At 60.9% G+C, this 24029-nt stretch carries 21 protein-coding genes; 6 read left to right on the top strand and 15 right to left on the bottom strand.

Going from position 1 to position 24029, the window contains the following annotated elements:
• Window positions 1-6: 6 nt before the first annotated feature.
• From tatC to FYJ40_RS00355, 4 genes are all read right to left on the bottom strand, one after another.
• Complete coding sequence (gene tatC / locus FYJ40_RS00370) at window positions 7-801, bottom strand: twin-arginine translocase subunit TatC (RefSeq protein ID WP_193221504.1); 795 nt, start codon at window positions 799-801, stop codon at window positions 7-9.
• Window positions 801-1373 (bottom strand): twin-arginine translocase TatA/TatE family subunit, encoded by a 573-nt coding sequence (locus FYJ40_RS00365; protein ID WP_370450546.1) that lies wholly within the window; start codon window positions 1371-1373, stop codon window positions 801-803. Before FYJ40_RS00365 ends, tatC begins: the two co-directional genes overlap by 1 nt.
• A 153-nt stretch (window positions 1374-1526) precedes the next feature.
• Window positions 1527-1841 carry an STAS domain-containing protein gene (locus FYJ40_RS00360; RefSeq protein ID WP_154515032.1) on the bottom strand — a complete coding sequence of 105 codons (315 nt, stop codon included), beginning with the start codon at window positions 1839-1841 and terminating at the stop codon, window positions 1527-1529.
• A 66-nt stretch (window positions 1842-1907) separates the two neighbouring features.
• A complete protein-coding gene (locus tag FYJ40_RS00355) occupies window positions 1908-3212 on the bottom strand; it encodes an aminotransferase class I/II-fold pyridoxal phosphate-dependent enzyme (protein WP_154515034.1) in 1305 nt (434 codons plus the stop codon).
• A 158-nt stretch (window positions 3213-3370) separates the two neighbouring features.
• Between FYJ40_RS00355 and FYJ40_RS00350 the strand changes: the two genes are divergently transcribed.
• Complete coding sequence (locus FYJ40_RS00350) at window positions 3371-3625, top strand: hypothetical protein (RefSeq protein WP_154515036.1); 255 nt, start codon at window positions 3371-3373, stop codon at window positions 3623-3625.
• A 100-nt stretch (window positions 3626-3725) separates the two neighbouring features.
• On the opposite strand, the gene nhaA is transcribed toward FYJ40_RS00350, so the two are convergent.
• From nhaA to FYJ40_RS00335, 3 genes are all read right to left on the bottom strand, one after another.
• Entirely contained in the window at window positions 3726-5084 is a 1359-nt protein-coding gene (nhaA, locus tag FYJ40_RS00345) for a Na+/H+ antiporter NhaA (RefSeq protein WP_154515038.1), read from the bottom strand.
• Window positions 5085-5347: 263 nt separating this feature from the next.
• Window positions 5348-6271: a manganese-dependent inorganic pyrophosphatase gene (locus tag FYJ40_RS00340; RefSeq protein WP_154515040.1), complete on the bottom strand. Its 924-nt coding sequence runs from the start codon at window positions 6269-6271 to the stop codon at window positions 5348-5350.
• A 166-nt stretch (window positions 6272-6437) separates the two neighbouring features.
• Window positions 6438-7391: an ROK family protein gene (locus tag FYJ40_RS00335; RefSeq protein WP_229770596.1), complete on the bottom strand. Its 954-nt coding sequence runs from the start codon at window positions 7389-7391 to the stop codon at window positions 6438-6440.
• A 340-nt stretch (window positions 7392-7731) separates the two neighbouring features.
• Between FYJ40_RS00335 and FYJ40_RS00330 the strand changes: the two genes are divergently transcribed.
• Together FYJ40_RS00330 and FYJ40_RS00325 are read left to right on the top strand one after the other, a co-directional pair.
• Window positions 7732-8451 (top strand): GntR family transcriptional regulator, encoded by a 720-nt coding sequence (locus FYJ40_RS00330; RefSeq protein ID WP_154515044.1) that lies wholly within the window; start codon window positions 7732-7734, stop codon window positions 8449-8451.
• Between the two features lie 72 nt (window positions 8452-8523).
• A complete protein-coding gene (locus FYJ40_RS00325; protein ID WP_370450547.1) occupies window positions 8524-9456 on the top strand; it encodes a type I phosphomannose isomerase catalytic subunit in 933 nt (310 codons plus the stop codon).
• Window positions 9457-9743: 287 nt separating this feature from the next.
• Here the strand turns inward: FYJ40_RS00325 and FYJ40_RS00320 are convergent, their stop codons facing one another.
• Window positions 9744-12647 (bottom strand): ATP-dependent helicase, encoded by a 2904-nt coding sequence (locus FYJ40_RS00320; protein WP_154515048.1) that lies wholly within the window; start codon window positions 12645-12647, stop codon window positions 9744-9746.
• A 333-nt stretch (window positions 12648-12980) separates the two neighbouring features.
• Complete coding sequence (locus FYJ40_RS00315; RefSeq protein ID WP_154515050.1) at window positions 12981-13961, bottom strand: undecaprenyl-diphosphate phosphatase; 981 nt, start codon at window positions 13959-13961, stop codon at window positions 12981-12983.
• Between the two features lie 242 nt (window positions 13962-14203).
• Here FYJ40_RS00315 and FYJ40_RS00310 point away from each other — a divergent pair, with 242 nt between their 5' ends.
• On the top strand, window positions 14204-14641 hold the full coding sequence (locus tag FYJ40_RS00310; protein WP_154515052.1) for a universal stress protein: 438 nt from the start codon (window positions 14204-14206) through the stop codon (window positions 14639-14641).
• Between the two features lie 222 nt (window positions 14642-14863).
• Here the strand turns inward: FYJ40_RS00310 and FYJ40_RS00305 are convergent, their stop codons facing one another.
• The 3 genes from FYJ40_RS00305 to FYJ40_RS00295 all read right to left on the bottom strand — a co-directional run bounded on the left by FYJ40_RS00305 (window position 14864) and on the right by FYJ40_RS00295 (window position 17100).
• Window positions 14864-15907, bottom strand: coding sequence for a sensor histidine kinase (locus FYJ40_RS00305; protein ID WP_154515054.1), 1044 nt, complete (start codon window positions 15905-15907; stop codon window positions 14864-14866).
• A 9-nt stretch (window positions 15908-15916) separates the two neighbouring features.
• A complete protein-coding gene (locus tag FYJ40_RS00300) occupies window positions 15917-16588 on the bottom strand; it encodes a response regulator transcription factor (protein ID WP_154515056.1) in 672 nt (223 codons plus the stop codon).
• 170 nt (window positions 16589-16758) lie between these two features.
• Entirely contained in the window at window positions 16759-17100 is a 342-nt protein-coding gene (locus tag FYJ40_RS00295; protein WP_229770595.1) for a hypothetical protein, read from the bottom strand.
• A gap of 132 nt (window positions 17101-17232) precedes the next feature.
• Here FYJ40_RS00295 and FYJ40_RS00290 point away from each other — a divergent pair, with 132 nt between their 5' ends.
• A complete protein-coding gene (locus tag FYJ40_RS00290) occupies window positions 17233-17796 on the top strand; it encodes a CdaR family transcriptional regulator (protein ID WP_154515058.1) in 564 nt (187 codons plus the stop codon).
• 18 nt (window positions 17797-17814) lie between these two features.
• Here the strand turns inward: FYJ40_RS00290 and FYJ40_RS00285 are convergent, their stop codons facing one another.
• Both FYJ40_RS00285 and purH read right to left on the bottom strand, forming a co-directional pair.
• Window positions 17815-18525, bottom strand: coding sequence for a hypothetical protein (locus tag FYJ40_RS00285; RefSeq protein ID WP_195838513.1), 711 nt, complete (start codon window positions 18523-18525; stop codon window positions 17815-17817).
• Window positions 18526-18803: 278 nt separating this feature from the next.
• Window positions 18804-20411 carry a bifunctional phosphoribosylaminoimidazolecarboxamide formyltransferase/IMP cyclohydrolase gene (purH, locus tag FYJ40_RS00280; RefSeq protein WP_154515060.1) on the bottom strand — a complete coding sequence of 536 codons (1608 nt, stop codon included), beginning with the start codon at window positions 20409-20411 and terminating at the stop codon, window positions 18804-18806.
• A gap of 277 nt (window positions 20412-20688) precedes the next feature.
• Between purH and FYJ40_RS00275 the strand changes: the two genes are divergently transcribed.
• Window positions 20689-21330, top strand: a complete 642-nt coding sequence (locus FYJ40_RS00275) for a GNAT family N-acetyltransferase (RefSeq protein ID WP_154515062.1) — start codon at window positions 20689-20691, stop codon at window positions 21328-21330.
• Window positions 21331-21603: 273 nt separating this feature from the next.
• Here the strand turns inward: FYJ40_RS00275 and FYJ40_RS00270 are convergent, their stop codons facing one another.
• A complete protein-coding gene (locus tag FYJ40_RS00270) occupies window positions 21604-23547 on the bottom strand; it encodes a DUF2207 domain-containing protein (RefSeq protein ID WP_195838514.1) in 1944 nt (647 codons plus the stop codon).
• Window positions 23548-24029 lie beyond the last annotated feature (482 nt).

The raw sequence follows: 24029 nt of genomic DNA, 5'->3' as shown, positions 1-24029 counted from the left end.
ACGGATTTACTCCTCGTCGTCCTCGTCGTCGTTCGAGAACAGATCCAGACGGCTCACAAACAAGCCTTCCTTGCCATCGCGCGCGGTAATGACCACGCGGGCGATGGCGAGCGAAATCTCGTAGAGCGAGAGCAGGGCGCCATACATGAGACCCAGCGTAACGGGCGAGCCGTCGGGCGTAATCACAGCCGAGCCCGCAAGCAGGCCAACGTATACGTAACGCCAGGCACCGCGGAAGGCCGCATAGGACACGATATGGAAGACAGACAGGTAGAAGATGATGAGCGGCAGCTCAAACGCCACACCAAAGCCGATCATAAAGAGCAGCTCCATGTTGACGTAGTTCTCCAGATCGGGCAGCGCCGTAGCGACGGCCGAGGTTTCGCCGATGAGCCACTCAAAGCCCGCAGGGATGATGATGAAGTAGCAAAAGATTGCGCCCAGGAAGAACAGCACCGTCGAGGCGAGCACCGTGGGCACAACCCACTTGCGCTCGTTGGGGCGAAGCGCCGGCAGGAAAAACGCCAGAATCTGCCAAATGATCATAGGCGTGCACATGACAACGGCCATCTTGAGGGCCAGCGAAAAGCGCAGACCAAAGCCGCCGAGCGTGGTGGTGATGTAGAACTTACCGTCCGGCACAAAGGAGCGGATGGGGTCTTCCAGGATGTCGAGCACCACGGGCGTGGCGAAATACAGCACGATGGCGGCGGCAAAGACCGACACGACCACGATGGTCAGGCGGCGACGGAGCTCACCCAGATGATCGAAGAGCGGCATGCGCGCAGGTCCGATAGGCATTACTCATCGCCTCCCTTCGGGGCATGGGCGGCAGCGGCGTCGTCCTCGGCCTCGAGCTCGCGAGCGAGCTGGTCGACGACGGCCTTGCGCTTGCGGGGACGACGGGCGTAGAGGTCAGCCGTCGTGGGCTCTGCCGGCTCGGGCTCGGGCTCCGGCTCTGCAGCAGGCTCGGGCTCGACGGCGGCAGCGGCAGACTCGGCGCCCTCAGCCTCACCAGCAGCACCTTCGTCCTCGGCAGCACCCTCACTCGCGGCCTTCTCGGCGGCAAGGCGGGCACGGCGCTCGGCAAAGGTCTCCTTCTTTGCGGGCGCGGCCGTCTCGACGGCATCCTCGTCCGTATCGGAATCGTCATCGACGGCAGCCTTCTTGGGCTTGACCGGAGCCGAAGCGGCCTCGCTTACCGGATCGATAATCTCGGACTGAACAACAGCCGTCATCTTTTCCTGCGTCTCGCGGAACTGACGGATGGCACGGCCGATCGTGCGGCCCATCTGCGGGAGCTTATCCGGGCCAAACAGCAAAAAGCCGAAGACCACGATGATCGCGAGCTCACCCTCTCCAATACCAAACACACATACCTCCAAGGCTCGATGTGAGTCGAGCCCGCACCGCGCCATTCGGCCGGAACTCGTCTATTCATTCGGTCAAGTATAGCGCCCGGACGTCAAAACATCCGAGCGCATCACAAACATATACCAAACGGCACGCCCTTTTTGGGGCAGGGCTTATGCCGCCGTAATTGAAATCTCCTGGTCGACACCCAGCAACTGAACCACGCGCATCACCGGGGGCTGCACGTTGACGCAGCCAAACCGCTTGTCGTGATCGGCTGCGTGGTGCGCGGCGCCCACAAGTACGCCAATACCTGTCGAGTCGATATAGCTCACCTGGGCAAAGTCGAGCTCAACGGCCTCGGTGGGCTGCTCGAGCGCCAAGTCGATGGCGTTACGCAAGCTGTCGGCGTTAGAGATATCAATCTCACCGGTCACCCTGATGGTGTAGAGCTCCGGCGTGGGGTTGGTGGAAATACCCAAATCCATGTATACGCTCCTTTGCGTATCGAGAGTGCGGATGGTACTGGACGCGTATTTGCGGGGCCCTACGCGTTAGGCGCGCTCGGCACGAGCAAGCTCGGCAGCGACAAGCTTGACGGCCAGCACCAGCACGTCGAGTGCGGCCTCTAGGTCCTCGACCGTGGGATAACTCGGCGCGATGCGGATGTTGGTGTCGCGCGGATCCTTGCCATAAGGCCAGGTGGCACCTGCCGGCGTGAGCTTGACACCCAGGTCGGCGCAAAGCGCGGCGACCTTTTGGGCCGAGCCCTCGGGGCCATCAAAGCTCACAAAGTAGCCGCCGCGGGGATGCGTCCAAGTAGCGCAACCCGTATCGCCCAGGCCCTCAGTGAGCTTGCGCTCGACGGCCTCAAAGCGCGGACGCAAGAACTCGGCATGCTTTTTCATGTGCTCCTTGACCGCCTCGATGGTGGGAAGGAAGCGCACGTGGCGTAGCTGGTTGAGCTTGTCGGCGCTGATAAGACCGGCCTTCAGGCGCTTGGAGAACTCCGCGATGACCGCGGGACTCGCACCGATAAAGCCGATGCCCGCGCCCGGGAAGGTGATCTTGGACGTCGAGGCGAATGCCACCACGCGGTCCTCGGTATCCGCCGCGCGGGCAAGATCGAAGATGTTGGCGAGCTCGTCGGTCTCGTCGTACAGGTCGTGCACGCAGTAGGCGTTGTCCCAAAAGATGCGAAAATCGGGCGCGGCCGTGGGCATCTCGACCAAGCGGCGCACGGTGTCCTCGCTAAAGGTGATGCCCGTGGGGTTGGAATACTTGGGCACGCACCAGATGCCCTTGATGGAGTCGTCGGTGGCAACCAGGCGCTCTACCTCGTCCATGTCGGGGCCGCTGCCGGTCATCGCGACGGGGACGTTCTCGATACCCAGGTCGGCGGTGATGCCAAAATGACGGTCGTAGCCGGGAACCGGGCACAGGAACTTGACCTTCTTACCGTCGTGCGCGGCCTCATAAGCCTCCCAAGGCTCGCTGCCGCACGAGCCGCAGCGCCAGAACATACCGGCGATATCGTGCTCGATCAAAAGGCTCGACGAACCCAGTACGAGCGTCTGATCGGCGGGGCAACCCAGGAACTCCCCCGCCAGCTTGCGTGCCGAGGGGATGCCCTCAAAGCAGCCGTAGTTGGAGCAGTCGACGTTACCGTCGTGCAGATCGGCGTCGGCATTGAGGATATCGAGCATGGGGCGCGAGATGTCCACCTGGGAGGGCGACGGCTTGCCGCGCGCCATGTCGAGCGCCAGGCCCTTGGCCTTGACCTCGGCAACCTCGGCTTTGAGAGCCTCGATGGCGGCATCGAGTTCGGTGGTTTCCATCTTCTGGTAGATCGTCTGCATGGGTGCGACCTTTCGCAAAGCGGGACGTTGCAGTTTGTCTAAGTATAGACCGCTACCGCCGCAACGGTATGAAGCCGTGATAGATTAAGTCCATCGCAATGAATTACGATATCCACCGTATGACCCGTATAGCCGCATGGCACATCCAAGGAGGCAGTATGGAATACGGCTCTTTTCAAGCCGAGGAGTTCGGAGACCTGCAGCGTCTGGTCGACGGCTTGTTTTATGACCGTAAGGCCATTGACCGCCTGGATCTAATCGTTCAGGCGGAGATCTTGGACCTGGCGCCCGATCTCATGGAAATCGTGAATCTTTTGCCGCCCGGCCACTACGACCGCCAATCGCTTTGCGACCAGCTTAACTCGGCCCTTGCCGCCCACGGCTGGGGCGCCGTCTACGGCACCGTGGAATAAAAATGGCAAATAAATGAAATGCCGTTTGTGACAGTGCTCACAAACGGCATTTTTTCACACGAGGGCATCCGGGGCATGTCCGGCCCCGGTTTTCGCGCTCCTACTCGTCCTTGGGCGAAGGGTGCTTGCAGACCACGCTCATGTAGATCATGCCCAGCACGGCCGCGGTAACAGAACCGGCAAGAATGGCGGCCTTGGCGGCCAGAACCTCGAACTGGGCCGTCGGGAAGGCGAGGCCGCTGATGAGGATCGACATGGTAAAGCCGATGCCACCCAAAATGCCCACGCCGGCGATCATATGCCAGTTAACGTTATGAGGCAGCTCGCAAGCCTTAAGCTTGACCAGGGCAAACGTCACGCCAAAGATACCGATCGGCTTACCCAGCAGCATGCCAAAGTACACGCCGAGGGTCACCGGGTCGGTAAGCAGCACGCTCATGTCCACGCCCACCAGGCGAACCTGCGCGTTGACAAACGCAAAGATCGGCAGGATCACAAAGTTGACCGGCGTGGAGATCAGGCGCTCCATGCGGATGAGCGGCGGGGTCACACGGTGCATGACACGCTCGACCTTGGTGGTCGAAAGGGTAAAGTCGTGCTGGCCCAGGATGTGCGCCTCGTCGTCGTAACGGTCGTCGAGCAACGGCAGGTACTCGCCTAGCCAATCGGTAAGGCTATCGAGCTTAACACCGCACTTGGCCGGGATGGTGAAGGCCAGGATGACACCGGCAAGCGTGGCGTGCACGCCGCTCTTAAACATGCAAAACCACAGCAGCAGACCAAGCACCGAGTACGGGGCAAGGCGATAATGCTGAGTCTTGTTGAGCCACACAAGTGCGCAGGTCACAACTGCAGCGGCACCCAGCCAAAACGGACTGGGGCTCTGGCCGTAGAAAATGGCGATGGCGGCGATGGAGATGAGGTCGTCGGCGATGGCGAGCGTCGAGAAGAACACGCGCACGCCGTTGGGCACGCGATTGCCCAAAAGCGACAGCACGCCCAGCGCAAAGGCAATATCGGTTGCCATGGGGATGGCCCAACCGTTGCGGGCGCCGGCATGGTTAAAGATCAGGTAGATGCAGGCGGGAACGACGACGCCGCCCACGGCTGCCAGCATGGGAAGCATGGCCTGACGCGGATTCTTGAGCTCGCCGACCGTCATCTCGTACTTAAGCTCAATGCCCACCAACAAAAAGAAGATCGCCATGAGAAAGTCGTTGACGAAAAGCTCGACGGTGAGGCCAGCCGTAAGGTTGCCCAGACCCACATACAGCGGGGTCTCCAAAAAGTGATGGATAGCCTCGTAGACATCGGTGTTGGCGCAGATAACGGCGGCGATGGCGGCGATGACCATGACGGCGGCGGAAATCGTGCCGTTCTCGGCGATGCGCTCCCAGATGTCATGACGTTCAAAGCGCTTGCGCTCACGAACGTTGAACAGCTGCTCAGTTGCTGCCATGGGCGGCTCCTTTCACGGGAAAGCTCCCGTCTTAAAAAAGCACGGCCCGCCCAAGTGGCGGCACCGCGCTCCAACGTATTACGCTTGCATCTAGCCTACCCTGCACGACAAGCACGCAGGCGTGGCCGAAAAGCGGAACCACAGGTTGAACATTATTTGCCCAACGGTACGGGCGCCCCTGTCCAATAGAGGACGCGGTCCCGCGCACAAAAAACGACCGGAGCGCGGGGCGTCCGCGGTCCGGTCGTAGCAGGCTACAAAACCTAGCAGGCGGCCATGATGGGGGCAGCGACCTGCTTCTTACGGGAGAGGACGCCCGGCATCCAGACGCCGTCGTGCTCGTCGGCAATGCCCAGGCCCTTCTGAGCGGCCTCGGTCTCGCCCTCGAGCAGGACCTGCGAGCCCTCCTCCATGATGTCGGTGATGCACAGGACGATGCCGTCGGCACCCTTCTCGGCGGCGTAGGCGCGCATGGCCTCGCGGATCTCGTCGATCATGCCGAGCGCACGGCTCTTGTCGACGGTCTCGTACTGGCCGATGAGCAGCTTCTTGCCGGCGGGCTCGAACATCTTGATGTCGTTGCCGACCATCTCGGCTGCGGTGAAGGAGCCGGACGGACGGGTGAGGAAGACCTCCATGCCAAACTTGACCGGGTCGACGCCCACCTGCTCGCCGAGCTTGGCGGCGACGGCGCGGTCGACATCGGTGGTGGTGGGGCTCTTGAGCATGAGCGTGTCGGTCATCATGGCCGAGAGCAGCAGCTTGGCCTGAACGTCGGAAAGCTCAACGCCGAGCACGCCGGCGAGCTTAGTGACGATGGTGCAGCTGGAACCCCAGGGCAGGCAGATGTAGTGCAGCGGGCCGGCGGTCTCAAAGTCGCCGATGCGGTGATGGTCAACGACGCCAAAGACCGTGGCGTCCTTAAGGCCGGCGACGGACTGGGCGGACTCGTTATGGTCGGTGAGAACGACAAGCTGGCCGGCCTCGACGGACTCAATCATGCGGGGCTCGGCAATGCCGGCGTCTGCGAGCAGCTTGGCGGACTCTGCCGGAAGCTGACCAAGAGCGCAGACCTCATAGGTGTTGCCGGCATACTCAACCTGGTTGAGCAGCTGAGACAGAACGACGGCGCTCATGATGGCGTCGTTATCGGGGTTCTGGTGACCAAAGACAAGAACGTTTGCCATGGGTATCCTCCACTTGGTATGTGTACTTAGACGTAGCTATGGTAGCACGCTGGCAGCTGGCCTTTGGGGACGGAAGGGCCACGGCATATTTTGTGGCAGGTATGGGGGCCAAGGCTGTCCCTTTTGCACCATGTTGGTGCAAAGTAACCTGGCCCCCTTGCACCAGCTATTTACCGGCAGCGCGCAGGGCTACGTAGGCAGAACCGATGATGCCGGCGTCGTTTCCGAGCGAGGCAACCTTAATGGGCGTCTCGCGCGAAGCGGAAAGCGCGTAGCGCTGGAAGTACTCGCGAACCTTATCGAGGTAGACATCGGCCGAGGCGGAGGCGCCGCCGCCGATCAGGAACATCTCGGGATCGACCACGTTGGCAATAAGCGCCAGGGCGCGGCCGAGATAGTCGGCCATGGTATCGGCCGCGGCCAGCGCGAGCTTATCACCCTCGCGGCAGGCTTGGAACACGTCCTTGGAATCGGAGGGGCCGGTGAGCTCGATGGGCTCGACGCCCGCCTTCTTGCACTCGGCAAGGTAGTTGCTCACCACGCCGGTGGCGCTGGAATACTGCTCCAGGTGGCCATGGCCGCCGCAGCCGCAAGTGCGCTCCTCAGCCGGATTCAGGCACATATGGCCAATCTCGCCGCCGGCGCCCACAACACCCGACACCACATCGCCGTTGACGATAACGCCGCCGCCCACGCCGGTACCGATGGTGACCATCACCACATTCTGCACGTCCTTGGCAGAACCGAGCCAAGCCTCGCCCATGGCAGCGGCGTTGGCATCGTTCTCGTACTTAACGACCGCATCGGGGCAGTGCTCCTGAATGGCGATCTTCAAGTCGGGCAGGTTAATGGCAATGTTGGCCTTGACCTTGGCATCGCCCGCTGCCGGAATGGGGCACGGAACAGCAAGGCCAATGCCCGCCACAAAGGCGCGCGGAATCTGTGCCTTGGCGACCACCTGGTCGATAGCCTCGGTCACCGCGGCAAAGCCCGCAGCGTCAACGATGGGAGGCGTGGGCACGCTGACCTTCGCAAGCAGGTTGCCATCCCCGTCGAACAGGCCCCCCTTAACCGAAGTGCCGCCGACGTCGATGCCGATGTAGTACTGCTTAGGTTCCATAGGGGCCCGCCTTTCTCGTTTAAACATTGTCTGTATGGTACCGCTCCCAAGGCAAAAACCTACCAAAAAGGGACAGGTTTGTTTTGGTAGGTTTTATCTGGGGAAATGCAGAATAGAGGATTCGGTTCGCTGGGTGCTAAATCGGTTCGGCCCCGTCCTCGGACCGATTAGATTTCTCAACACGACATTATTCGAATGTATATTTATTTAGAGCGCTTTTATTTTTAGAGCAAAGCGACTTTTAGTAATACATCTATCGAACTTTTCAATGACTCAATAGGGATACTTAGGTGTTGAGTATACTTTCTTTTATACTCAATCAAGTCGGAAAGGAGGTTCCATGATTCCCAAATACGAGGCGATAGCTGCAGATATTCGTCGAAGTATTGAGGATGGCGCTCTTAAACCAGGCGACAAGCTTCCCACCGTCGTTGAGTTCTGCGAGCTCTATAGCGTTTCCAAAATCACCGTCAAACGAGCTATCGAGCAAATCACCGAGGAAGGTCTTGTTACCAGCCGACGCGGATCGGGTACCTACGTTAAGGACACGGCGGGACTTCCCGGCCAAGCGTTTTTCCAGGGCAAAAACGACCGTGCCCAGGGCTTTTCGTATGAGCACCGCGGGGAGAAGGTGACCTCGGTGGTCTACGATTTCTCGATTGTTAATCCACCAGCGGACATCGCAGCCCAGCTGGGAATTGCCGAGGATGACTTTGCCTATCACATCGTGCGCGTGCGTCAGGCCGATGAGAAGCCCATCGTTATCGAGTACACCTACATGCCCCTCGAGCTGATTCCGGGCCTTAAAAAGAAGGACCTGTACGGATCGGTCTACCGCTTTGTCCGCGAGCAATGTGGGCTGAAGATCTCGAGCTTCCACCGTACCATTCGCGCCGTGGCAGCAACCGAGGAAGAAGCCGAGCGCCTGGACACCAAACCTGGCTCTCCCCTGCTCGAGCTCAACCAGATTGGCTTTTTGGACAGCGGCGCGGCCTTTGAGTATTCGGTCTCGCGCAACGTTGGCGACCGCTTTGAGTTGCACAACGTAACGTTGGCATAGGTTTTTGTAGTCATGCGGGCGCTCGTTTTGAGCTGTTTGTGCAACGCCCGCGCAACACAATGGGGTATGAATATGTCCGATTTGATTAAACTCACGCCGATCTTCCACGAGAAGATCTGGGGCGGCCGCCAGCTCGAAACCGTATTTGGCTACGACATTCCCGATGGACCCATCGGTGAGTGTTGGGCCATCTCGGCCCACCCCAACGGCGACTGCCAGATTGCGGAAGGCCCGTATGCAGGCCACACGCTGTCGTGGCTGTGGGCCGAGCACCGCGAGCTCTTTGGCAGGTGCGAGGGCAAGGAGTTCCCGCTGCTCGTTAAGATTCTGGACGCCAAGGACGACCTTTCGATCCAGATTCATCCCAACGACGAGTACGCTGCCAAGCACGAGGACGGCAGCCTGGGCAAAACCGAGTGCTGGTATGTGCTGGACTGCGAGCCCGGCGCCACAATCATCGTCGGCCAGCGCGCGCATGACCGCGCCGAGGCCGCGCAGATGATCGAGGACGGCCGCTGGGACGACATGCTCAACGTACTGCCGATCCACAAGGGCGACTTTTTCCAGATTGATTCCGGTACCGTGCATGCCATCAAGACCGGCACGCTCATTTTGGAGACGCAGCAGTCAAGCGACGTGACGTATCGCCTGTACGACTACGACCGTCCCGGCACCGATGGCAAGCTGCGTCCGCTGCACATTGAGCAGAGCCTCGACTGCATCGATTTTGACGCTCAGGCTCCGACCGACGGCACGATAACCGCGCCCGAGGTGAACGGCGTAACCGAGCTCGAGTCTAACTCCTGCTACACCGTCGATCGCGTGCGCGTCGACGGCAGCAAGACCTTGGAGCAGCGCTGGCCCTTCATGTGCCTGTCAGTCATCGACGGCAAAGGCTCCGTCTGCGGCGACCCCGTCCACAAGGGAAGTCACCTGCTGGCACCCAGCGCCGTCAGCTCCATTGACCTCGAAGGCCAGATGGAACTGATTATCAGCCACCTCTAGGTCGCGCCAACAACCAAAACGCAACAAGGGGCTCTCCCGACCATGTACGGAAGAGCCCCTACTCGTATCTATCTATCAGCCCACCCGGCTCTCCAGATCAAAAAACGAACGAGCAGAGCGACGTTCGCAAGCTGCAGGCCAAAACGCCACAAGGAAGAGGGCGCGCCGGGGGCTTTGGTCGATCGCGAGTTCCGCACGAGCCGGAGAGCACTTAATGTGCTCTCCGTGCGAGCAGGACTGTCCGAGCAGGCGACCAAAGCCCCCGGCGCGCCCGGCCAACCTCGCAGTTAGGCATTCAGCTTAACGATCGGCGCAAAGCCCTTCATAAGCTTTTTGGTCTGGCCGGTCTTTTCGAATTGGACCTCGATCATGTCTCCAGCGACCGAGATCACGGTGCCCGTGCCAAAGGTCTTATGACTCACGGTATCGCCCGCGGCAAAGTCCTGCGACGCGCTGGCGCGATCGACCTTGCGCTCCACTGTCGGGGACACCTTGGACGACGGCTTTTTGGCTCGCGGTGCGCCCGAGCCAAAGGTCGAGGCAACGCGACCGGCGTCGGGCGAGACCCCACGATGGCGCTCGGTCCCGTAGCTGCTGCCGCCAAAGAAATCGTCGAAGCTCGATCCGCCGCGCGAACCGGAACCGCCGGTCGAGCGCGTATGCGAACCAAACACCTTGCCGCCATACATATCCGAACCCATGCCCGAGCCAAAGGTGCCGCGACGGTCGCCGCGCTTCTCCCAGCCCGTGCCCTCAAAACCGGCAGAACCGATACCGCTAAACTCGATATCCTCAAACGGAATCTCGTTGAGAAAGCGCGAACGCGGGTTGGCGGAGGTCGAACCGTAGGTGCGACGCGTGGCCGCATAGGTCAAGAACAGGCGCTTGCGGGCACGCGTGATGGCGACGTAGGCCAGGCGACGCTCCTCCTCGAGCTTGCCCGGATCATCGCTGCCGCCAAAGTCGTGCACGTGCGGAAAGATACCCTCCTCCATGCCGGCCACAAACACCGCCGGAAACTCCAGGCCCTTGGCGGAGTGGATAGTCATCATGGTAATGGCATGCGTCTCGCCGGCCAGGGAATCCAAGTCGGAGCGCAAGGCCAGCCACTCCATGAGTGCCGGCAGCGCCTTACAGGTGAGCGGACCGTAGGTACGCTCGATCTCGCCGGCATGCACGGCACCCGCCGGCAGCTCCGTCGGCGTGGCATACGCGTTGCCTGCGATGGCGGCGGCCAGGGCATCCTGCGGAGACAGCGCCGGAGCGGCCAAGCCATCGAGCGGATTGGAGCCCACGGCGTCACGGGCGCCGACGAGCGCCTCAAACGAGGATGCCGGGACAGATGGCCCCGGTTCGGGCGCAGGCGCGCTCACCACGACGGGCTCGGGCTCGGCGCCGGCAGGCACGTCGGCAACACCGGCTGCGCGCAGCTCTTCTAGGCTCTCGAGCGTACCCTCGATATCCTCGTGCGTCTCCTCAAATTCGGCGGCAACGCCCAGAAATTCCTGGATGTTCTCGGCGCGGCTCTCGGACTCCATGGTGCCCTCGGCGCGAAACGCCTGCAGCAGGCCCGTCTTATCGACGATCATCTCGACAACATCCTTGAGCTCGCCGTCCATGCGGCGGCCCTCGCGCACCAGTGAGACAAAGCTCGACAGGCCGTTGCGCACCTTGGCACTAAACATGCCGGTTTCGGCGCACGCGATCTCACAAGCCTGGAAGAACGAGCAACGGTTGTCGCGTGCCAGCTGCTCGATCTTTTGGATTGAGGTGGAGCCAATGCCGCGGCGCGGTGTGTTGATGACGCGCTTGACACTCATCTCGTCGGCCGGGTTCACGATCATCTTGAGGTAGGCCATGACGTCGCGAATCTCGGCACGGTCGAAGAATCGAGTGCCGCCCACAATCTTGTAGGGCACGCCCGCGCGCAGAAACATATCTTCGAGAATACGCGACTGGGCGTTGGTGCGATAAAACACGGCGATGTCGTCGTAGCTCGTGCCTTTGGCATGCAGTTTCTCGATCTCACCGGCAATCCAGCGGCCCTCGTCGCGCTCGTCGCTCGCCTGGAAGGCCTGAATCTTCTCGCCATCGCCCTCAGCCGTAAACAGGCGCTTGTCCTTGCGCTGCGAGTTGTGGCGCACCACGGCGTTGGCGGCGTTTAGGATATGGCCCGTAGAGCGGTAGTTCTGCTCGAGCTTAACGGTCTTGCAGTTTTTAAAGTCCTGCTCAAAGTCCAAGATGTTGGTGATGTCGGCGCCACGCCAGCTGTAAATGGACTGGTCATCGTCGCCCACAACCATGAGGTTTTGGTACTTGGCGGCCAGAAGGTTGGCGATTTCGTACTGGACGTGGTTGGTGTCCTGATACTCGTCGACGCTAATGTAGCGGAAGCGCTCCTGGTACTTGTCGAGCACCTCGGGGCGGGTGCGCAGCAGTTCGAGTGTGCGCACGAGCAAATCGTCGAAGTCCATCGCGTTGGCGGCGCGCAGGCGGCGCTCCAGCTCCAGGTAGACCTGCGCGGCCTTTTTATCGTTGGGGCTATCGGCGGATTTGAGCATGTCCTCGGGGCCGATCATGGCGTTTTTGGCCGAACTGATCTTGCTGCGAATCATGTTGATGGGGAACTGCTTTTGCTCGATGCCGAGCGCCTGCATAATGTCACGCACCATGCGCTTTGAGTCATCGTCATCGTAGATGGTGAATTGACCGGTGTAACCCAGCAGGTCGGCGTCCTCGCGCAGCATGCGCACGCACATGGCGTGGAAGGTGCACACCCACATGCCGCGGGTACCGCTGGGAATGAGCGCCGTCAGACGCTCGCGCATCTCGGCCGCGGCTTTGTTGGTAAACGTGATGGCAAGAACCTGCCAAGGCTTAACACCCAGGTCGCCGAGCATATGCGCGATGCGGAAGGTCAGGACGCGGGTCTTGCCCGAGCCTGCGCCGGCGAGGACCAGCAACGGGCCCTCGGTGGTCAGGACGGCCTCGCGCTGGGCGGGATTAAGGCTGTCGATGTCGACGAGCGGCTTGACGGGCTTGGGTGCCGGCGCGGGAGCGTCGTAGATGTCGAGCGGAACGAGCTCGGGCTCCGGCGCAGCGGGGGCGGTGTATGCATCGAGCGGCACGGGTTCCGGCGCGGGCGGCACGGGTACTGCGGCGTTCTTTTCCCAGGGCAAGGGCTGGGTCATGGGCGACTCCTCATCTGACGGACGGCGCGCCTGCGGGCGGCGCCATAGTTTGAGCCGTACCAGTATACCGAGCCGCGCGGACACCGATGCAAATCACACCACGACTCCGTGCGCCGCGCTCTGGGCCACCCCAGCGGATTTGGCGCAATGGGGTCAGGTTACTTTGCACCAATCTATTGACAATCACGAAACCGCCGATGTCGTGACAGCAGCAGCGAGCGGCAGCCAGGGCGAACAAATTGGCATGAAAAGGGGGCGGCATAGACCTTATGGTCATGCCGCCCCCTTTGAATGACAAGTTGTCGCCCTGGCCGCCGCGCAGCGTCGACTAAGTTACAGGCCGAGCATAGGCTCCAGAACAAAGAAGTACGCGAGCACCACGATGCCCAGAATAATGCGGTAGACGCCAAAGCACTTAAAGTCGTGACGGCGAACGAAGCCCATGAGCCACTTGATGGCAATAAGCGAAACCACAAAGGCCACGACGCAGCCCACGCCCAGAATGGCAATCTCGTTGGTGCCAAACGTACCGCCCTTAACGAAGTACTTGACCAGCTTGAGCGCGCTCGCGCCAAACATAACGGGAATGGCCAGGAAAAACGTGAACTTGGACGCCACCGAGCGCGTGCAGCCCAGCAGCAGGCCGCCGATAATGGTAGAGCCGGAGCGTGATGTGCCCGGAATCAGCGAAAGCACCTGGAAGCAACCGATACCCAATGCGGTCTTCCAGCTCAGGTCCTCGAGCGTGGCGATGGATCCAAAATCCAAATCCTCGTCATTGTCATTGTCTTCGGCAATATCCGCCGCAGGCGCCGCGAAGTGTGCACCGGCGGAACGCCCGCCCGCCACCACAGCACGCGAACCAAACGAATCGGCAAGAGCGGCATTCTCGCGCTTACTCGCACGCCAGTTCTCAATCACGATAAACAACACGCCGTACACGATGAGTGCCAGCGCCACGACGGGAGCGTTATAGAAATGCTCCTCCATCCAGTCGTTGAGCGGCAGACCGATCGCCGCGGCGGGAATACAGCCAAGCACAATCTTGCCCCACAGCACCCAGGTGTCGCGACGACCCTCCTTGCCCTTGCTGGGCGAGAACGGATTTAAGTCGTAGAAGAACAGAACGCAGACGGCCAAAATGGCGCCAAGCTGAATCACGACCAGGAACATATTCCAGAATGTCTCGCTCACATTCATCTTGACGAACTCGTCCACCAAGATCATGTGGCCCGTCGACGAAACGGGCAGCCATTCGGTGATGCCCTCGACCAGGCCCATGAAGGCAGATTTTAGAAGCTCGATGATATCCAAAGGGACCCCCTCGTTTGTCACCCGCCGATAGTTGTTCTGCGGACGGTTGCGGGCGATGTCCCATTATCAACCGTTCGGCCGCGGCCGCGCCCACCCTTACCAAAAATCTCGCCCGTTCACAGAATTGCGAGCGGTCAAACCGAAATCCTTGGGTATAACTGCAACAAGCTAAAGTGTCCGGCGGCCAACACGTCGCCCGATGCGCGAGCCCCGCGCCCGTGCGATAGACCAAGGAGGAAACCATGAACGAGGGCTATACCAAGGTATTTGTTTCACTCGACGGTACTGAGCAGCAGGATTTTGTGCTCACACGCGCTATCAAGGTCGCCGCAAACAATGGCGCCAAGCTGATCATCGGTCACGTCATCGATTCCACGGCGCTCGAGAGCGCCGGTTCCTATCCGGTCGACCTGGTCAACGGCCTGGAGGAGGCCTTTAAGAACTCCATTGCCAAGCAGCTCGAAGAGGCCAAGGCTAATCCCAACATTCCCGAGGTCGAAGTCATGATTCGCGCCGGCCGTATTCGCGAGACGCTCAAGGACGAGATGCTCGACGTGGTCAAGCCCGATCTGGTGCTCTGCGGCGCTCGTGGCCTTTCCTCGATCAAGTATGCGCTCCTGGGTTCGATTTCGACATTCCTGCTGCGCAACACCGACTGCGACATCTTGGTCGTGAAGTAGGTTCCTTCCCGCCGGCGCAAGGCCTGCGGGGTTATCACGCCGACGTCCTCGCCGCTTCGCGGCTGCGGGATGTCGGCTTAGATAACCCCTCCCGGCCTTGCGCCTTCGTCACCGTACTTCAGCGAGTTAGCTGAATAGAGAGATGGCGTGCCGCCCCAAACGGGGCGGCGCGTTTTGTTCGGGGCGGCACGTTTTTGTTTGGGCTGACGTCTGCCGCGTGCACTACTCGAAGTATTGGAACTTGTTGGTCGAGAAAGCGAATGTTACGACAAAGCCTTCGCCCGGCTCCGATGCCGCGGTGACGTCGATGCCCATCTTGGAACACAGGCGCGCCACCAGGTAGAGGCCGATGCCCGTTGCGCGCTTGGTGGTGCGGCCGTTATCGCCGGTAAAGCCCTTCTCGAACACGCGCGGCAGGTCAGCCGCGCTCACGCCGCAGCCGTTGTCCGCGACGGTAAGCTCGATGCGCTCGCTTGCCAGGCCCTCGTCCAGCAACGCACCCGAAAACACAATCTTCGCGCCGTCCTCACGCGCATATTTAATGCTGTTCTGAATGAGCTGGCCCAGAATAAACTCGAGCCATTTCTCGTCGGTGAACACCTCAAAGTCGAGGTTCTCGCACACCGGAGCCACGTGCGCCGCGATGAGCTCGCGCGCGTTGGCTTTAATCGCGCCCGTCACCAAGCTCTTGAGACCCCAGCGGCGAATCAGGTAGTCGCGCTCTACGACTTCCGAGCGCGCATAGTACAGCGCCTGATCGATATAGCGCTCCACGCGAGCTAGCTCGCGACCCAGGTCATCCACGCGCGACAGGTCGTCTTCGCTGCCGTCCAGGTTTTCTAAAATCAGATGAGCCGCCGCCAGGGGCAGCTTGGCCTCGTGGACCCAGCTCTCGATATAGTCGCGGTAGTCATCGGTCTGGCGCCGGCCTTCCGCCACCTCGTCGCAAGCGGCTTTGCCCACCCGGCGCAAGACCTCATATTCGAGCTCGCCCTCGGCATAGGTCGGGCATTGCACCATCTCCTGCACCCAAGCGGGGCTCCCCAGCTCCTCTGCCGCGCGCTCCAGCTGGCACAGAAAACGACGACGGCGCACGTACTCGATCACGATGCCCAGCATGCCAAAGATAAAGGACACACCGACCGCCACGACCACGATGGATGCCGGGGCGCCGGCGACCGTCAGTACAAAACAGCTCAGCAGCACGCCGCAGGTCCACACGGCAATGGGAAGCAGTGCATCTTTAAAGAACTTGGCAAACGACATAACCGGCTCCTAGACCGAATAGCCTTGGCCGCGATGCGTCGTCAAATACCCCTTGATGCCGATTTTTTCGAGCGTGGTGCGCAGGCGGTTGATATTGACGGTGAGCGTATTGTCGTCCACGAAGGCGTCGGAGTCCCACAGGTCCTGCATGATAGCCGAGCGCGAGACAATCTTGCCCGCGCGGCCCAAGAGCAGCGAGAGGATACGCAGCTCGTTTTTGGTGAGCTCGGTACTGTCGCCGGTTGCCGTATTGGTGACCATGGAGCGGGCGAGGTCGAGCTCCAGCCCCTTGTGGACGAGCGTGCTGCGATCGCCCGCCGCCGCGGTGCGGCGCAGCAACGCATTGATGTGCGCCACGAGCACACGGGCGCTGTAAGGCTTGGGAACAAAGTCGTCCGCGCCAAGCGTCATGGCCATGACCTCGTCGATCTCGGTCGTGCGCGACGTGAGGACGATGATAGGAACCTCGGATTCGTGGCGAACCTCGTGGCAGATATGTTGGCCGTCCTTGACGGGAAGCGTGAGGTCAAGCAACACCAGGTCGGGCGCGGCGGCAAGGATATCGCGCGAGACATGCTCAAACGATTCGCAGGCCTCGATTTCAAACCCGGCGCGGGCAAGGATGTCGACAAGCTCACGACGAATGCGCTCGTCGTCCTCAACGACATAGATCAGCGCCATGTGTCCTCCCATTTCGCGCAACTTGCACTTTCCACACCATTATGCCCACGGCGTCGCAGCGATACGACCCCGTGGGCACCTAATGTGACAAAAGCGTTCGGTAGCCTTGAGAGAAAATAGGGGCCGACCGGTCCTAAACCGATCGGCCCCATCACTTCGACCTTGAGCCTCTACTCGAGTGTACGCATGTACGCAGAGATGGCATCCAGGCCCTTCTGCAGGTCGTCGGTGTTATCGGAGTATGCATAGCCGATACGCATGCTCTTGGGCTCCTCGAAGCAATCGCCCGGGGTGACGAGCGCGCCGGACTTCTTAATCATGTCGGTGCAGAACGTCCTGGAGTCGATATCGTAGTCGTAATACACAAGTGCGGTGCTACCCGCCTCGGGCTTGACGAACGACAGGTGCGGCTCGCTCTCGACCCACTTTTCCAGAACAGCAAGGTTCTGACGGACGATGCGACGGCTGCGCTCAAGGATCACGGAAGCGTTACCCAGAATCAACTCCGCCACCGACTCGCTGAATATGCCTTTCTGGACGAAGCGGTCGCCCTGTTCGCATCGTTTGCAGAGCCCCTCGACCCGCGTACGTTTTTGCAAATCGAACGTCTCTGTTCAAAATCGACCCTCGCCGAATGCCACAACATGCTGGCACCCTATGACGGAGGTCTGCTATTCGTAGCGACAAGCGACTCGGAGCAGACGCTCGATGTGGAGCGAATCGCGCAGGCGCTCACGGAGCTCATCGAGGTTAGCGGTATCGATGGCGGAGCGGAAGGGCTCGGCATCAGCGATATTCTGTTTGGAGACGAGGCGGTGGCGCAGGCGATCTCACAGGCGATTTACGCACAGCGCCTATCTTGTCAACGAGCCGAGGGTCCCGTCCGCTATACGCAGCTCGGCATCCTGAAAACCGTGATGCCTTTTGCGGAAACCCCGGAGATGCGATCGTTCTCGGAGGCGATTCTCTCGCCGATACGCGAGCACGACAGCGAGCATGGCAGCGAACTGGAATCCACGCTCGCCGCATTCATCGAGAACGACCGACGTATCGAGCGAACCGCCAAGCAGACGAGCCAGCACCCGAACACGATTCGATATCGCCTCGATAAGGTGACAGCTCTCACCGGACTGAGCTACAAATGCGCCCCGGAGATGGAGCAGCTGTCGCTCGCCTACGCCATCGAACGCGCTCGCTCGCTTCAGTAAGCCCACCCCGCCTTGAGGTTAGAAGCGGCAGGCACGGAGCTTTTCGTAGCCTTCGGCAAAGAAGGCAACCGTAGCGGCGTCGGACTCGACGGCGTCCGTCTCGGCGGCAGGGACCACGCCGTGCTCGTCACTCACCAGGAACAGCGCGCCCTTGAGCTGCGCGGGAATGTCCACGCGCGTGACCGGGATGCCCTTGGTCTGAGCCAGCTGCTCGATAAGCGTCGCCGTGCCACACAGGCACTCGTCCGCCGGTGCCACAAAGGCCAGCTCGCCGTTGTTGACGGCGGCGAGCAGCTCGGGTGCCACGCCGGTTTCGTCGGCCTCGGAGCGGGCCTCGGCGGAGCGGGCACGCAGCGCCTTGGCCGAAGTATCGGCCAGCGGCTCGTACTCCCCCACCGTCATGGCGGCATTGCCGTTAACGTCGATCACCAGCATGAGCACGCCGTCGCGCGCGGTGTAATCGCCCTCGGCAAGCGACCACTCAACGTGCTGCTTGGCCCAGCTGAGCATATTATGGGTGAGCGGCTCGCCCTGCACCAGGCGCTCGGACAGCGCACGAATGTGACGGTTGAGCATGGGCACCTTTTTGTTGGACATGCGCCAACGGCAGACAAGCGCGGGCTTGTCGAGCGTAAACTTCTCGACCGCCTCCTGATTGGCGCAAAAGTCCTCGTACGCACGCTGGTCCTCGGCATTGCCAAACAGCTCGGCATCATCCACAACGGCCATATCCAACCTTTCTCAAAAACATACACCGCACCGTTATACCCAAAAAAGCCGCCTGCACCAACCGGCACAGGCGGCAATAGATAGCTTTAGTTCGGGGCGAGCCAATACCGCTGGTGGAGCATAAGCCAGCGAGCCGGACCCAAGTGCCTCAGGTCGCCGCAAAAGAGGAGCGACGCGTACTTCTGTACGCGAGCGACGGTTTGAGCGGCGAGATGAGGTGCTTGGGGCCGGCGCAGCGTCGAGCAGTTACGCGGTTTGGTAAAACCGCGTAACGATCATTAGTGGCGGAAGTGGCGGGCGCCCGTGAAGACCATTGCGATGCCATGCTCGTTGCAAGCCTGGATGCTCTCGTCGTCGCGCTTGGAGCCGCCGGGCTGGATGATGCAGGTCACGCCGTGCTCAGCAAGCACGTCGACGTTGTCGCGGAACGGGAAGAACGCGTCGCTTGCGCAGGCAAAGCCGCCCTTCTCCACGCCCTCGCGCTCGCAGAAGTCCTCGGCGCGCTCGCAGGCAAGCAGTGCGGAGTCAACGCGGTTGGGCTGGCCCGGGCCCATGCCAATGCCGGCCTTACCCTTGGAGACCAGGATGGCGTTGGACTTGACGCCCTTGCAGACCTTCCAGGCAAACTCAAGCTCGGCCATCTCGGCATCGGTGGGCTTGCGGTCGGTGGGGAACGTAAAGGTCGCGGGATCCTCGATCACGTGGTCGACCTCCTGCACCAGCATGCCGCCGTCGATGGAGCGCAACTCCACCTTGGCGCCGTGGTCCACGCCGCCGGTAGCCAGCACGCGCAGGTTGGGGCGCTTGGCCATGCGCTCGAGCGCCTCGGCGGTGTAGCTCGGGGCGATGATGACCTCGACGAACTGCTTGTTCTGATCGGCAAAGTGCTCAACCAGCTCAAAGGGAACCTCGCAGTTGCAGGCGATGATGCCGCCGAAAGCGCTCTTGGGATCGCAGGCAAAGGCGCGGTCGTAGGCAGCCGTGATGTCCTCGGCAACGGCGGAGCCGCAGGGGTTCTGATGCTTGAGGATCACGCAGGCAGGCTCGTCGAACTCGCGAACCAGGTTCCAAGCGGCATCGGCGTCCAAATAGTTGTTGTAGCTGAGCGGCTTGCCCTGAATCTGCTCGGAGCCCACGAGCGGGAACTGCGAGCTCGCGGAGTTCTCGCAGCCATCGGCAAAGCGGTAGACCGTAGCCTTCTGCTGAGGATTCTCGCCATAGCGCAGGTCGTCGACCTTCTCCAGCGAGACCTCGAGTTTGGCAGAGGTGTCCGCCACGTCGCTTGCCTGGGCAGCAAGCCAACGGGAGATAGCCGTGTCGTAGGCGGCGGTGGTCTGGTAGACCTTCACCTGCAGGCGACGACGGGTGGAAAGCGTGGTGCAGCCACCGGTCTCGCGCATCTCGGCCAGGACGGCATCATAGTCGGCCGGGTCGGAGATGACGGTAACGCTCGCGGCGTTCTTGGCGGCAGAGCGAAGCATGGAGGGGCCACCGATATCGATGTGCTCGATGGCATCCGCGAAGGTGACCTCGGGGTTGGCGACGGTCTTCTCGAACTCGTACAGGTTGACGACGACCAGGTCGATCAGCTTAATGCCGTGCTGAGCTGCCTCCTGCATGTGCTGCTCGGAATCGCGGCGAGCCAGCAGCGCGCCGTGAACCTTGGGGTGCAGCGTCTTGACGCGGCCGTCCATCATCTCGGGATAGCCCGTGAACTCCTCGATGGGGGTTACGGGAACGCCCGCGTCCTCGATGGCACGAGCCGTGCCGCCCGTAGAGATGATCTCGACGCCAAAGTCGTCAACCAGCGTCCGTGCGAAATCGACGACGCCCGTCTTATCGGTAACCGAGATCAACGCGCGTGCGATCTTCACATCAGATCCCATGCAGTCCTCCTGTCTGGTACGCCGCCGTGCTCTGTGAGTCGGTGATACGTCGATCTGCAGCGCTCGCGCAGCGGCATTGAAAATACTGATTCAATGTAGCGCATCGAGCGCATCGATGCACCCCGTAACGGGCGCATGTGCAGAAAAAGCTTGCGAGCGGGGGTTGCAGGAGCGCCACTGGGCACGGTGAGTTGATGGAACACAGGGGCACCATAATTAGATGCCAATGGCGTGGTAGAACTGTGCTCGATATGCATCCGCAATAGAAAGAGGCACTATGGTCTCGCGGGTTCTCTACCGACCGTTTGATACCGAAGACTTCGACGCCATCGCGCTGATCTTGCAGCAGCTTTGGCATAACAATTCGGATAACGAAGAGTACAACCGCCTTGAGGCCGCGTGCGATCTTGCCTATTGCCTTTCTTCCTCGACGTTTTCGCAGGTCGCCGTAATCGACGGCCAGGCGCGCGGCATTGCACTCGCACGTGCGGGGCAAAGCAGCGGCGCCACCGTTAAGGAGCATTGGATGGATACCGAACGCGCATTGCTGTCGCAGATGCGTGAGCTGGAGCCCGATGCCTGTGCCGAGTATCTCTCGTTTGTGCGCGCCACCATTCGGACCAACAACCGCCTGCTCGAGAGCAGCCCGCTGCCGCATGACAACGAGGTCACGTTGCTTGCCGTGGATCGCGATGTCCACGGCCTGGGCGTTGGCTCGGTTCTGCTCGATGCCGCGGTCTCGTACCTGTCCTCGCGCGGAGCGTCGAGAGCGCACCTGTATACCGACTCCAACTGCTCGTGGAAGTTCTACGAGCTGCACGGCTTTAAGCGCACGGCCACGCACCGCGCCAACCGCGAAGAGCGCCGCCACGACATGCCGCGCGAAAGCTTCCTCTACGAACTCGACCTGACAGCCTAAAACCGGCAGTTAGGGACGTCCCCTTTGTGCCGGCGCCCCGGGACACTCCTTGGCAGCAACCACACCTAGTCGTTGGGGACGTTCTTAAATGACTAGTCGCCGGGGACAGTCTTGAACAAAAGAGTCACCGAAACCCTCGCTGGCATCACCCTATAGAGGATTCTGCAAATAGCGGTGGGCAAAAGTAAAAGATCGGCGCATTTTGGCGCATAAAAAGGGGACGGGCTTTCCCCGACGGCTGCCGAGAAAAGCCCATCCCATATTTTAGGACCGTTAGAACGTTCCGCCGCCGCCTCCGCCGACGCCGCCGCCCCCGCCGCCCGAGAAGCCACCACCGCCGCCGCCGCTCGAGCTATCGGAACTCGAAGCCAGCTCACGGATGCTCTCGTGATACACGCCATCGAACGAATCGAGCGGAGACTGGTTTCCGTAGTGATGGTAGTACCACCAGTAGCAGGGGTAATTGTCGTAGAAGCCGTCGGCCTCGCGCACCTCGGGCGGCACGGCCTCGGCAAGCTGACGCAGAACTTCCTTGGAAACGCCCAGCGCCGCACCCATCACCAGAAGTTTATTCCACAGCACCAGATCGCCGGGGACGGCTTCCTTTAGACGCGTGAAGTCCTCGAGCCAATGCTTGAGCGCCTTGCAGCGAGCCGCCACCTCGGCGCCCTCCGGCGTAAGGCGGCGGAACGTAAGGCCCACGCCAATACCCACCAGCACAATCGGCACCGAGATAACCGCGGCGACAATGTTCACCTGTGCGCCGTCGGTAAAGAAGATGGATCCCACGGGAACAAAGGCGATCAGAGTACCAAGAACCAGGCAAAACACCATTGCGACAATGCCGTCCGAGGCAACGTACTCGCTATCGGCCAGTTTGCCCTTAACGGTGCTCTGATAGTCCTTGAGCTTGTCGCCCACGGGCGTAGCGTGCTGCTTAACATAGTGTTGCAGCTCGTCAAACGTGCGCGAGCGATCGCCGTTCTCGTCGGGCTTAGCACCGGCAAAGAAGACCTTGAGCACCATGCGGTCAATGCCCTTGGCCGACTTCCAGCCCGCATCGCTCACCGTCACACGATACGTCTGCTCCTCTTTTTCGCGACGGAGCAGGCCCTTCTTGCCCTTGGTCGCGATTGCCTCCTCTAACTTGATCACGCGATCGTCGGTGAGCTTCATGAGCGTGGCGATATATGCCTGATCGGGCACCTCGTTCCAGCTCATGAGGGCCGAAAGCACGGCGGGATGGTCGGCCGAGGGCACGTCGCGGAAGTATTCGTCCTGGAACAGCGGTTTGGGCTTGCGTTTGCGCAACTTGAGCACGACGATTGTGCCGGTAAAGGCCACCGCCGCGACAACGCTAACCGCGGCAAGTGCATTGGCGATCATGCGAGCGTGAGCGCGGCGGGCGTTGGCCTCCTCGGCCCACGCCTTCTCCTCGCCCAGAATTGTCGACATGCGTTCCTTGCCCGAGGCGGCGAGCTGCGGCACCCAATCGCTGGGGAAGGCGATGCGCGCCTCGGCGAATTCGCCCTGATGCACGCAGGGTATGGTATAGGTGACCATGGGCTCGTCCGCGTCGAGCGACACGTCGCCCGTGAGCGGACCGTGGCCCCACGCACGGAAGTTATCGCCCTTGACGGCCGCCGTTCCGGCAGCGGCATTTGCGAAGTAAACTTCCATCTCGACGTCATCGGAGTCCGCAGACCAGCCGTCGCCCACAAACTTCCAGTAGAGCTCAGCGGTATCGGACCAGTTCATAACCGCACCGGTCATGGTGTAGCTCACGTAATAGATCGCGCTGTCGCCGCTCTCGTGGGGGCTGAACACCTTGATCTTTACGCCGCCGTCGGACTGCTCAACCGTATAGACGCCGTTGTCGCCTTTGTTTGCATAGTCAACCCTGCTAAACGCGGCATCATCTTCCTCGACGCTCAGCACATCGACACCCGCCGTACCACCCTGCTGGTTGGTGCCCGTATTGATATCCCAATACACGCCGTTGATGTCGTCGTCGAAATCAAACCGGCGTCCCTCGACAACGGTCAGCGACCCATCGGCTTCAACCGTGGCACCGATATAGGTTTGGGTCATGGAATACCCGTCGGCGCATGCGGCGGCGGGCAACAGCAGCAGCACGCACGCGACGAGTGCGCAAATGGAAGCAAATCGCGCAAGCAGGCAGCGCTGCCGACAAGCATTGGCAACGGGGGCGTTCATAGGCACATCCTTTGTCTGTAAAACCAACAGCGCCATTGTCCCACGTTTGCGGGTACACATGACGAACATCTAGGCGACCGGAGCGCCAAACGGGATGAAAGTCATGCCTGCCGCCAGCAGCTAATCATTGGGTAGTCATTGGGGACGTTCTTAAATGACTAGTCATGAGGGACACCCTTGGCATGGCCCGCGCCAGCAATAGATACCACTTCACAGCTCCGTCACAGGTGTAGCAGCTTTGTGTGGGCGCGGCACGCGCTGATTGAGCCGCCAGCCGAGGGGCATAAAGCAGTTGAGCGAAACCGGTTTGCCCCTTTGCCGTTCGCTCGAGGATCATGTCCCCCTTTTCCGCGGAAACCCCGGCAGTTGCGAAGAGCTGCCGGGGTTTCTGTTGTCTAAGGTACTGAGTTGATCGACAGGAATCAAAGCACCGAGCCTGCGGCCCACCATACGCAATGCGGGGCCTCGACAACTTGCGGACC

The sequence above is a fragment of the Collinsella sp. WCA1-178-WT-3 (M1) genome (assembly GCF_009696325.1).
Classification (GTDB): domain Bacteria; phylum Actinomycetota; class Coriobacteriia; order Coriobacteriales; family Coriobacteriaceae; genus Collinsella.
The sequence above is the reverse complement of the archived record's forward strand: the minus strand, read 5'-3'. Positions and strand labels throughout refer to the sequence as shown.